Annotated in this window: 5 protein-coding genes; 4 read left to right on the forward strand and 1 reads right to left on the reverse strand. The window is 61.9% G+C overall.

The window, feature by feature from the left end; all coding sequences use genetic code 11:
• Nucleotides 1-144: 144 nt before the first annotated feature.
• The gene (gene glnE, locus N4Q37_RS16490) at nt 145-3,096 is read right to left on the reverse strand and encodes a bifunctional [glutamate--ammonia ligase]-adenylyl-L-tyrosine phosphorylase/[glutamate--ammonia-ligase] adenylyltransferase (RefSeq protein ID WP_390897932.1); all 2,952 of its coding nucleotides are present in this window, start codon (nt 3,094-3,096) and stop codon (nt 145-147) included.
• Between the two features lie 383 nt (nt 3,097-3,479).
• On the opposite strand from glnE, the gene aceE reads away from it, so the two are divergent.
• The 4 genes from aceE (at nt 3,480) to N4Q37_RS16510 (ending at nt 12,487) form a co-directional block, all read left to right on the forward strand.
• Entirely contained in the window at nt 3,480-6,125 is a 2,646-nt protein-coding gene (gene aceE, locus N4Q37_RS16495) for a pyruvate dehydrogenase (acetyl-transferring), homodimeric type (RefSeq protein ID WP_260959392.1), read from the forward strand.
• 11 nt (nt 6,126-6,136) lie between these two features.
• Nucleotides 6,137-7,774 (forward strand): dihydrolipoyllysine-residue acetyltransferase, encoded by a 1,638-nt coding sequence (gene aceF / locus N4Q37_RS16500; RefSeq protein ID WP_260959394.1) that lies wholly within the window; start codon nt 6,137-6,139, stop codon nt 7,772-7,774.
• A gap of 442 nt (nt 7,775-8,216) precedes the next feature.
• Nucleotides 8,217-9,608, forward strand: coding sequence for an alkaline phosphatase D family protein (locus tag N4Q37_RS16505; protein WP_260959396.1), 1,392 nt, complete (start codon nt 8,217-8,219; stop codon nt 9,606-9,608).
• Nucleotides 9,609-9,802: 194 nt separating this feature from the next.
• A complete protein-coding gene (locus N4Q37_RS16510) occupies nt 9,803-12,487 on the forward strand; it encodes a putative bifunctional diguanylate cyclase/phosphodiesterase (protein ID WP_260959397.1) in 2,685 nt (894 codons plus the stop codon).
• The last annotated feature ends 26 nt before the right edge of the window (nt 12,488-12,513 follow it).

The raw sequence follows: 12,513 nt of genomic DNA on the forward strand, positions 1-12,513 counted from the left end.
CCGCCTCGAGAATCACTGTGGCTTCGGCCGCTGCCTGCTGCCTTCAATCTACAACACACCACCCATCAACTGGGGGAATCCAACCTCCATGTCGCCTGGTATTGCGCCATCGCGAGCAGGCTCGCTCCCACATTCACTCAATACTCAACTCAGCCCCAGCTCTCGCCAGATCCGCAAGACCTGCCGGCGCTCATCGACGAACTGATCGCCGGTTATCACCCCCGGATCTTTCTGCAAGGCCTGGCGGTGAGCGGCGGAGCGGAAGGCTTTATAAGCCTCGCGCAACAGGCTGGCGTCTTCGGCCGGCATCAGCCCCACCTCCTGCAACCCATCCAGGATGCGGATGTTATCGGTGTAGCGCACCAACGATGGATGCTCTTCGGACCACGCCAGGGCCGCGTATTGCACCATAAATTCAATATCGACGATACCTCCGGCATCCTGCTTGAGGTCGAAGGGTGCCGTGGCCTCGAAGGCGTTTGCCGCGGTCCCGGCGGCGGTGGCCTTGCTGCCGAGGTTATCGCGCATCTTGGCGCGCATCTCGCTGACTTCCTGGCGCAACGTCGGCAAATCGCGCTTGCGCCCCAGCACCTGGGCCCGGACTTTTTCGAACGCCTGGCCCACGTCCTGACTGCCTACCAGCACCCGGGCACGCACCAGGGCCTGATGCTCCCAGGTCCAGGCTTCGTTTTCCTGGTACCGGGCAAACGCACCCAGGGAACTGACCAGCAATCCCGACGCCCCGGATGGGCGCAGGCGCATGTCCACTTCATAAAGTTGCCCGGAGTTGGTCTGGGCGGTCAGCAAGTGAATGATCCGTTGACCGAGCCGGGTGAAGAACTGCGCGCCATCGATGGGTTTCGGCCCGTCGGTCTCCGCTTGCGGATCGCCGTCATGGATGAACACCAGGTCCAGGTCGGAACCATGCCCCAATTCCAGGCCGCCGACTTTCCCATAACCGACAATGATGAAGCCTGGATCGCACAGACTGCCGTCGGTGCGCAACGGCACGCCGTACTTGGCCGCCGTCTGGCGCCAGGCCAGGGCCAGCACTTGTTCGAGGATCGCCTCGGCCAGCCAGGTCAGGTAATCACTGACCTTCATCAATGGCAGGCTGCCGGCGATTTCCGAAGCGGCGACTCGCAGACGGTGCGCCAACTTGAAATGCCGCAACGCTTCCATCTGTTGCTCAAGGTCATCCTCGGGAATGCGCGTCAGGCGCTCGCGCAACTCCGCAGCCAGCTCCGGCGCCAGCGGCGGCTTGAACAGCCGGCCTTCGTTGAGCAACTCGTCGAGCAGCAATGGGAAACGGGTGATCTGCTCGGCAATCCAGGGACTCGCCGCGCACAACGTCAGCAAGCGCCGCAGCGCGCCGGGGTTTTCCGTCAGCAGCACCAGGTAGGCCGACCGACGCGCCACGGCTTCCACCAACGGCAGCACCCGCTCCAGCACCAGGTCGGGATTGGCATGCTCCACCGCCTGGGCCAGCAGACGCGGAATGAAGGCGTCCAGACGCTCGCGCCCCAGGCGCTGCATGGCGCGCAATTGCGGGCTGCTGCGCAGGACGGCCAGCGCCTTGAGCGCTTTGGGCGCATCGACGAAGCCCCCCTCCTGCAACTGGCGGCACGCCGCCTCTTCGTCCTGGCTGTCTTCCCATAACGGCAGCCATTCGCCGCCCACCACCACTTCGCTTTCGCCACCGGCTTCTTCATCCGGGTCGGCGATGACCTGGCCAAAGTGCCAGGCCACACGCCCGCGCCAGTGCATCAGTCGCTCATGAAAGGCCTCCCAGTCGGCAAAGCCCAGCATGAATGCAATGCGCGCCTGGTCCTGCGGACTGTCCGGCAGCATCTGGGTCTGGCGGTCGGCGATGGCCTGGATCGCGTGCTCGGCATAGCGCAGGAATTCATAACCCTCGCGCAGCTCGGCAATCACCTTGGTTGGCAGGTAGCCCTGGCCTTCCAGGGTGCCCAGCACTTTCAAGAGCGGACGCTGCTGCAAGCTCAAGTCACGACCGCCGTGGATCAGCTGGAACGCCTGGGCGATGAACTCCACCTCGCGAATGCCGCCCGAACCCAGCTTGATGTTGTCGGCCATGCCCTTGCGCCGCACTTCCTGCTGGATCAGCTGCTTCATGGTGCGCAGCGCCTCGATGGCCGAGAAGTCCAGGTACCGGCGATAAACGAACGGTCGCAGCATGTCGAGCAGTTGCGCACCCGCGACCTGGTCGCCCGCCACCACTCGCGCCTTGATCATCGCGTAGCGTTCCCAATCGCGGCCCTGATCCTGGTAATACTGCTCCAGCGCATTGAAGCTCAACACCAGCGCCCCGGCTGAACCATACGGGCGCAGGCGCATGTCGACACGGAAGACGAAACCGTCGACGGTCATCGGGTCCAGCGCCTTGATCAGGCGCTGGCCCACGCGAATGAAAAATTCCTGGTTATCCAGTGGCCGCTTCACACCAACGGTTTCGCCACCTTCGGGATAGGCAAAGATCAGGTCGATGTCCGAGGAAAGGTTCAGCTCGACCGCACCAAGCTTGCCCATCCCGAGGATGACCATCTGCTGCGGCTCGCCGCTGCGCCGGCCGGTGGGGGTGCCGAACTGCTGGCTGAGGCGCTGGTACAACCATTGATAAGCCTGATCGATGCAGGTGTCGGCCATATCCGAGAGGTCGCGGCAGGTCTGGACCAGGTCAGCCTGACGGGTCAGGTCGCGCCAGATGATCCGCACCTGCTGGCGGGTGCGCTGGCGGCGCAGGACCCGACCCAGTTCGTCCTCGGTCCCGGCGGCCTGTACCGCGACACCGATCTGCGCGCACATTTCGCCCGGGGCGAAGCCGCGGTCCAATTCGCCGCTGCGCACCAGATCCAGCAACATCACCGGATCGCGCAGGCTCTGCTCGATGACAAAGTCGCTGGCGGCAGCGACGCGCTTGAATGCGTCCCAGTGTCGCGGGGTCCAGGCGGAGAAACCGTGGTCGTCGTCGAGGCGACCCACTGCTGCACGGAACGACTGCTCGGCGCGACTGACCAATGGTTGGAGAATCACCGGTAGCATTTCCGGGATTTGAACGAGCGAAGGCAGGCTCATGGTCTATCCTTGATCGGCGCGGGAAGGGCTGGATGTAGTGTTTTTTCAAAAGACACTACCTGATTGACTGTCGAACAAAGATGATAAATAGCTGAAAATCTGTTTTTATTGGCAGCCGACATCAAGTTTTTACCTGCTCGAGTTGGTTAATGACCAACAGTATCGATTATTCTCACAACTAAACGAGGGGCTATAAGCCGCTCAGGTGTAGTTTTACTACTCGTCTATACATTCGAGAGGCTGAAACGGCCAACGATTTGTAGTAAAACTACACGCCGCCGAGACAACCTTCGGCAATCCAAGAATTTTATACCGTCTGCCCACAAGGCCAGTCGCAAACTCAGGCAACCGATTCTGGTAGCCTTTCCGCCCTGGAGCAAGCCATGCAAGACCTCGATCCCGTCGAAACCCAGGAATGGCTGGACGCCCTGGAATCGGTTCTCGACAAAGAAGGCGAAGACCGTGCTCACTATCTGATGACCCGTATGGGCGAACTCGCGACCCGCAGCGGTTCGCAACTGCCCTACGCCATCACCACGCCGTACCGCAACACGATCCCCGTTACCCACGAAGCACGCATGCCTGGCGACCTGTTCATGGAACGCCGCATTCGCTCGCTGGTACGCTGGAACGCGTTGGCCATGGTCATGCGCACCAATCTGAAAGATTCGGACCTGGGCGGTCACATCTCCAGCTTCGCCTCCAGCGCGACGCTGTATGACATCGGCTTCAACTACTTCTTCCAGGCCCCGACCGACGCACACGGCGGCGACCTGATCTACTTCCAGGGTCACGCATCGCCCGGCGTCTACGCCCGTGCGTTCATGGAAGGCCGCATCTCCGAAGACCAGATGAACAACTTCCGCCAGGAAGTGGACGGCAACGGCCTGTCCTCGTACCCGCACCCTTGGCTGATGCCTGACTTCTGGCAGTTCCCGACCGTTTCCATGGGCCTGGGCCCGATCCAGGCGATCTATCAGGCACGTTTCATGAAGTACCTGGAAGCCCGTGGCTTCATCGAGCCGGGCAAGCAGAAAGTCTGGTGCTTCATGGGCGACGGCGAGTGCGACGAACCGGAATCCCTGGGCGCGATCTCCCTGGCCGGCCGCGAGAAGCTGGACAACCTGATCTTCGTCATCAACTGCAACCTGCAGCGCCTCGACGGCCCGGTTCGCGGCAACGGCAAGATCATCCAGGAACTCGAAGGCGTGTTCCGTGGCGCCCAGTGGAACGTCAACAAAGTCATCTGGGGCCGTTTCTGGGACCCACTGCTGGCCAAGGACGTCGACGGCATCCTGCAACGCCGCATGGACGAAGTCATCGACGGCGAATACCAGAACTACAAGGCCAAGGACGGCGCGTTCGTCCGTGAGCACTTCTTCAACACGCCTGAACTCAAGGCGATGGTTGCCGATCTGTCCGACGACGAGATCTGGAAACTCAACCGTGGTGGCCACGACCCGTACAAGGTCTATGCGGCTTACCACCAGGCGGTCAACCACAAAGAGCAGCCAACTGTCATCCTGGCCAAGACCATCAAGGGTTATGGCACCGGTGCCGGCGAAGCGAAGAACACCGCGCACAACACCAAGAAGGTCGATGTCGACAGCCTGCGGTTGTTCCGCGACCGCTTCGACATCCCGGTCCAGGACAGCGAGCTGGAAAATCTGCCGTTCTTCAAGCCAGAAGAAGGCAGCGCCGAAGCCCGTTACCTGGCCGAGCGCCGTGCCGCGCTGGGCGGTTTCGTGCCGCAGCGTCGCGCCAAGAGCTTCAGCGTCCCGACTCCGCCACTGGACACCCTCAAGGCGATCCTGGACGGCTCGGGCGACCGTGAAATCTCCACCACCATGGCCTTCGTGCGAATCCTCGCGCAACTGGTCAAGGACAAGGAAATCGGCCCACGCATCGTTCCGATCATCCCGGACGAAGCCCGTACCTTCGGTATGGAAGGCATGTTCCGCCAGCTGGGCATCTACTCGTCCGTCGGCCAGCTCTACGAGCCAGTCGATAAAGACCAGGTGATGTTCTACCGCGAAGACAAGAAGGGCCAGATCCTCGAGGAAGGCATCAACGAAGCCGGCGCCATGAGCTCCTTCATCGCCGCCGGTACTTCGTACTCCAGCCACAACCAGCCCATGCTGCCGTTCTACATCTTCTACTCGATGTTCGGCTTCCAACGCATCGGCGACCTGGCCTGGGCAGCGGGCGACAGCCGTACCCGTGGCTTCCTGATCGGCGGTACCGCTGGCCGGACCACCCTGAACGGCGAAGGCCTGCAGCACGAAGACGGCCACAGCCACATGCTGGCCGGGACCATCCCGAACTGCCGCACCTATGATCCGACCTACGGCTACGAGCTGGCGGTGATCATCCAGGACGGCATGAAGAAGATGACCGAAGAGCAACAGGACGTCTTCTACTACATCACCGTGATGAACGAGTCCTACCAGCAGCCAGCCATGCCGGCCGGCGTCGAGGAAGGCATCGTCAAGGGCATGTACCTGCTCGAGGAAGACAACCGCGAAGCGGCGCACCACGTCCAGCTGATGGGCTCCGGCACCATCCTGCGCGAAGTGCGTGAAGCGGCCAAGATCCTGCGTGACGAGTTCAACATCGGTGCCGATGTCTGGAGCGTCACCAGCTTCAACGAGTTGCGTCGCAACGGCCTGGCCGTAGAGCGCAGCAACCGCCTGCACCCTGGCCAGAAGCCAAAGCTGACCTACGTCGAAGAATGCCTGAACGGTCGCAAAGGTCCGGTCATCGCCTCTACCGACTACATGAAGCTGTTCGCCGAGCAGATCCGCCAGTGGGTTCCTTCCAAGGAATTCAAAGTGCTGGGCACCGACGGTTTCGGCCGTAGCGACAGCCGCAAGAAGCTGCGTCACTTCTTCGAAGTCGACCGTAAGTTCGTTGTGTTGGCAGCCCTGGAAGCCCTGGCTGACCGTGGCGATATCGAACCGAAAGTGGTGGCCGAGGCCATCGTCAAGTTCGGCATCGATCCGGAAAAACGCAACCCACTGGACTGCTGAGGAGAATTTTCGTGAGCGAACTCATTCGCGTACCTGACATCGGCAGCGGTGAAGGTGAAGTAATCGAACTGTTTGTGAAGGTCGGCGACCGTATCGAAGCCGACCAGAGCATCCTGACCCTGGAATCGGACAAAGCCAGCATGGAAGTGCCGGCGCCGAAGGCCGGTGTCATCAAGAGCCTGAAAGTGAAGCTGGGCGACCGCCTGAAAGAAGGCGACGAACTGCTGGAGCTGGAAGTCGAAGGCGCCGCTGCGGCCCCTGCCGCGGCCGCTCCTGCGGCTGCTCCGGCGGCGGCTGAAAAGCCTGCCGCTGCACCGGTTGCCGAGGCCGCTCCGGCCCCGGCGGCCGCGCCTGCCGCCGCCTCGGTCCAGGACATCCATGTCCCGGACATCGGTTCGTCGGGCAAGGCCAAGATCATCGAAGTACTGGTCAAGGTCGGCGACACCGTCGAAGCCGATCAGTCGCTGATCACCCTGGAATCCGACAAGGCCAGCATGGAAATCCCATCGCCGGCTGCCGGCGTGGTGGAAAGCATCGAGATCAAGCTGGAAGACGAAGTCGGCACCGGCGACCTGATCCTGAAACTGAAAGTGGCCGGCGCTGCTGCTCCTGCCGCGCCAGCGCCAGCCGCTGCGCCTGCTGCCAAGGCCGAAGCGGCTCCGGCTCCGGCCGCCGCACCTGCCGCCAAGGCCGAGGCTGCGCCAGCAGCGGTCGCCGCGCCTGCGCCAAGCGGTGCCAAGGTGCACGCCGGCCCTGCCGTGCGTCAGTTGGCCCGTGAATTCGGCGTCGAGCTGTCGGCCGTCGGCCCAAGCGGTCCACACGGTCGCGTGCTGAAAGAAGACGTGCAGGCCTACGTCAAGGCCATGATGCAGAAGGCCAAGAACGCACCGGCCGAAGGCGCCACCGGCGGCGCGGGCATCCCGCCGATCCCGGCGGTGGACTTCAGCCGCTTCGGCGAAACCGAAGAAGTGGCCATGACCCGCCTGATGCAGATCGGCGCGTCGAGCCTGCATCGCAGCTGGCTGAACATCCCGCACGTGACTCAGTTCGACCAGGCTGACATCACCGAGCTGGAAGCCTTCCGCGTTGCGCAGAAAGCCGTGGCGGAAAAGGCCGGCGTGAAGCTGACCGTACTGCCGCTGCTGCTCAAGGCCTGCGCGCACCTGCTCAAGGAACTGCCGGACTTCAACAGCTCCCTGGCGCCAAGCGGCAAGGCTGTGATCCGCAAGAAATACGTGCACATCGGCTTCGCCGTCGACACCCCGGAAGGCCTGCTGGTACCGGTCATCCGCAACGTCGACCAGAAGAGCCTGCTGCAACTGGCTGCCGAAGCCGCTGCCCTGGCCGAAAAAGCCCGCAGCAAGAAGCTCACCGCCGACGACATGCAGGGCGCCTGCTTCACCATTTCCAGCCTCGGCCACATTGGCGGCACCGGCTTCACGCCGATCGTCAACGCGCCGGAAGTGGCGATCCTGGGTGTTTCCAAAGCCACCATCCAGCCAGTCTGGGACGGTAAAGCCTTCCAGCCGAAACTGATGCTGCCACTGTCGCTGTCCTACGATCACCGTGTGATCAACGGCGCCGCCGCCGCACGCTTCACCAAGCGTCTGAGCGACCTGCTGGGCGACATCCGTACCATCCTGCTGTAACACCGGGCGGCCCTCCCTTGGGGAGGGCCCTTCGGCCGCTGTTTTCCGAGCGCCACGCTCGTACCTCAACCCCGCTCGTATGGCGGGGCTTTTTTTGCCTGGCCTCCAGGGATCGAACGGCGCAGAACCTGTGGGAGCAAAGCTTGCTCGCGATCAGGGTGCGTCAGACGACAACGATATCGACTGATCCGCCGCTATCGCGAGCACGCTTTGCTCCCACAAGTCTCGCGGCGCTTGATTGACGAGCACCGACCATACGCTGGCAAACTTTCCTACCCCTCCACGCCTGAATGACTACGTCCTTTAGTAGTCATTGCCCACAACCTACGCCCCCTCGCCTATCAATATTTATTCCGCGTCGAGCCTTAGCATCGGCACAGCGCAACACCCTTGCGCTCGCGTCCACACTTTTTAAAATGCTGCATTTCGAATGGATTCGAATATGTTCATACCTACCGTCGGCCCGATTGTCGGCCACACCACGACGGATCACGCGCGGATATTCTTGCGCGGCGATCACGACAACAGCCCGGCATTCGCCGGCGTTCGCTACCGGCACCTTGGCGCCACCACCTGGTCGAAAGGTCATTTCGTTCAACTGAAGGCCTACCGCGACATGTCCGATGTCATCGTGCTCAACGGCCTTCAACCCGCCACGACCTATGAATACCAGGCCGGCTGGTTCACACCCTTGCACCCGGGTCATACCTTGGAAATCCTTGGCGAACTGACACTGCGATGGCCTGGAAAGATCTATCGCTTTCGCACGCCGTCCCGCCAGGCCGGTACGCCACGCGCCTATATCGTCGGTTCGTGCCGGTATCTGCGCATTACCGGAAGCGTCGCGCTACTGCCCGGGCTCGGTGACCGCACCTTTGCCGGCATCAATCGCATCGTGGCGAAGGCCGACCCACCTATCGATGCCGTACTGATGACGGGCGACCAGGTTTACCTCGACGACCTGAACATCATCGCCCCGGACCGGACCTACAAGGACATTCTCTTTAAATACCGAACGGCTTTTTCCCAGCCGCATATCAGCCAACTCATGTCCGGGACGCCCACGTACATGGTCCTCGACGACCATGAGATCGAAGACAACTGGCCAGCCAACAGAAACCGCGACGACGCCATCCTGTACGCCAACGCCATGCACGCCTATGGGCTTTACCAGGCCAGCCACAGCCCGGCCCACGAGCTTTCAAGTGACGGCACCCGGCGCGAGCCGCTGAAGCGCTACTGGTATTCATTTGCCCATGGCGATGTCGGATGGTTCGTCACCGACAGCCGGACCCAGCGCAACCTGTCGTCGGACAATCGGCGCATCCTCGACGAGGAACAGGAGCACAGCCTGCTCGACTGGCTCGTCAACAGCCCCGCCCGGGTCAAATTCGTCGTGACCAGCGTCCTGTTCTATCCGGACGCCAGGCACGACGACGGTGACGCCTGGCAAGCCTTTGCGCAACAACGCCTGCGCCTGTTGGAAACCATTCGTCGGCGTCGCATCAGGAACGTGATTTTCGTGTCCGGCGACATCCATGGCTCGTTGACGTGCCGCCTGCGTCACAGCCAGGACACCGGTTTCGAAGTGCACACCATCGTTTCCTCGCCGTTTTACAACAGCAAGCTGCTGCCTTTCGCCAAGGCCACGGATTTTGTTCTCAGCGAGCCCATGGCCCGGACCGACGACGGTGACTATCACTACGAACTGACCAGCAAAGTGATCAGCCAGGACAATTTCGCCCAGCTGCATGTCACGGCGCAGAGCGTCCAGGTCACCTTTCACAACCGCGATGCAATCGCGTTGCAGCGCGTCGGGATCGACCTGCACTGACAGGCGGTAGCCCCCTTTACACTCTCTGATCGGCTGGCGACTGGAGAAATCCTTTGGTCGGCCGATAAAAGGTTTATAGCACTTGGCCTTCATCTCTCTTGTCAGCCAGTGCCGCAATGATGCAACCTTGCGGCAACCTGTAGTAACGAGGGCGTCAGCCCGGCGCGATCAGTATTTTCGAAGCGAGTTTCCTCATGAAAAGCCAACCCGATGCCGCCAGCCGTATGGTGGCCGAGGTAGTGACGCAGTTACCGGTGCCCTCGCGGCTCGGCATGCTGCGTTTCGAGCGGCTGAATGAAGCGAGCTGGGCGCTGTTGTTCCTCGATCCCAATTGCGAACATCACTTTGGCCTGCCGGCCGTGGAGCTTTGTTCGCTGGTCAGCTCGCCCTACGCCAGCCTGATGGAACCCGAAGCGCGCTACCAATTGCACGACGCCATCCAGGAGCAACTGGCCCAGGCGTCGCATTACCAGATCAGCTATACCCTCCACACCGCCAAAGGCCCCATGAACGTGCTGGAAACGGGTGAAGCCTATAAGCAGCACAACCGCCACCTGCTGCGCGGTTACCTGCTGGCCGTGGATCGCTTGCCCCAGCCTGAACTCCCCCTGCCGACCGTGGACCTGGAAACCCAGAACTCCCGCCTGCAGATCGCCCTGGAACTGAACCAGCGCGCCCAGCAAGAACAACTCCAGCACCTGGACCGGGTCCGCGCCCAGCAGGACCTGATCCTGTTACTGACGCGCCAGCGCTACAGCGCTAACAACTCCTTGCTCGAAGCCGCCGAACTGATCACCCGCAGCGCTTGCGACATCTACCAGATTGACTGTGCCAGCCTCTGGAACCTGGAAAATGACCAACTGGTACCGATTTCCGCCTATAACCGGGCGTCCCATGAGTACTTCCTGCCGACGGTGATCAACGCCAGCGAATACCCCCATTACATGGAAGCCCTGCAGACCTGCCGCGCCATTGACGCCCACAATGCGATACGTGACCCGCGCACCCGGGAGCTGGCCGAGAGTCTGCGCACCCGCAACGTCAATGCCATACTCGATGCCAGTGTGCGTATCGACGGCCAGGTGGTCGGCGTGCTGTGTCTGGAGCAAGTAGGTGTCACCCGCGCCTGGCAGTCGGACGAGATTGCCTTTGCCGGTGAGCTGGCGGACCAGTTCGCCCAAGTGATCAACAACCACAACCGGCGCACGGCCACCAGCGCCCTGCACCTGTTCCAGCGCGCCGTCGAACAGAGCGCCAACGCGTTCCTGCTGGTCAACTGCGACGGTGTGGTGGAGTACGTCAACCCGAGCTTCACAGCCATCACCCAGTACACCACCGAGGAAGTCCACGGCCAGCGCCTGGCGGAGCTGCCGGCCCTGGAAAACCTCAGCGAGCTGCTGTTCGACGCGCCGTCCGCCCTGGCCCAGGGCAACAGCTGGCAGGGCGAGTTCAAGAGCCGGCGCAAGAACCTGGAGCCCTACTGGGGACAACTGTCGATTTCCAAGGTCTACGGCGACAACCGCGAACTGACCCATTACATCGGCATCTACGAAGACATCACCCAGTCCAAGCTGGCCCAGCAGCGCATCGAACGCCTGGCGTATACCGACAACCTGACCAACCTGGGCAACCGCCCGGCCTTCATTCGCAACCTCGACGAGCGCTTCGCCCGGGACAGCGATTCGCCGATCTGCCTGCTGCTGGTGGACATCGACAACTTCAAGCGCATCAACGACAGCCTCGGCCACCAGACCGGCGACAAGCTGCTGATCAGCCTGTCCCGGCGCCTGCGCAACAGCCTGAGCCCCAGCGGTAGCCTGGCGCGCTTTGCCAGTAACGAGTTCGCCGTACTGTTGGACGACACCGACCTGGAGGCCGGGCAGCAGGTCGCCAGCCAGTTGCTGATGACCCTCGACAAACCGATGTTCGTCGACAACCAGTTGATCAGCGTGACCGGCTCCGTCGGCCTGGCCTGCGCGCCCTTGCATGGTCGCGACCCGCAGACCCTGATGCGCAACGCCGGCCTCGCCCTGCACAAGGCCAAGGCCAACGGCAAACACCAGGTTCAGGTATTCACCGAGGCGCTGAACGCCGAGGCCAGCTACAAACTGTTCGTGGAAAACAACCTGCGCCGGGCCCTGACCCAGAACGAACTGGACGTGTTCTACCAGCCCAAGCTGTGCCTGCGCAGCGGTCGCCTGCTGGGCATGGAAGCGCTGTTGCGCTGGAATCATCCGGAAAAAGGCATGATCCGTCCCGATCAGTTCATCAGCGTCGCCGAGGAAACCGGCCTGATCATTCCGATCGGCAAATGGATCGCCCGCCAGGCCTGCCGGATGAGCAAACAATTGACCGCCGCCGGCCTGGGCAATTTGCAGGTGGCGATCAACCTGTCGCCCAAGCAGTTTTCCGACCCGGACCTGGTCGCGTCCCTCGCCAGCATCCTCAAGGAAGAACAACTGCCCGCCAGCCTGCTTGAACTGGAACTGACCGAAGGCCTGCTGCTGGAAGCCACCGAAGACACCCACCTGCAGCTCGACCAGCTCAAGCACCTGGGCCTGACCCTGGCCATGGACGATTTCGGTACCGGTTATTCGTCGCTGAGCTACCTGAAGAAATTCCCGATCGACATCATCAAGATCGATCGCAGCTTCATCCATGAAATCCCCGACAACCAGGACGACATGGAAATCACCTCGGCGGTGATCGCCATGGCCCACAACCTGAAACTCAAGGTGGTGGCCGAAGGCGTCGAAACCGCCCAGCAGTTGGCGTTCCTGCGCCGCCACCGCTGCGATGTCGGCCAGGGCTACCTGTTCGACCGGCCTATCCCCGGTGCAGAGCTGGTGGACAAGCTCAAGCGTTATCCTTGTCGTTAGCTTCAAGCTTCAGGCAAACGGTGGCA

Origin of the sequence: Pseudomonas citri (assembly GCF_025336485.1) — a bacterium.
Lineage (GTDB): Bacteria > Pseudomonadota > Gammaproteobacteria > Pseudomonadales > Pseudomonadaceae > Aquipseudomonas > Aquipseudomonas citri.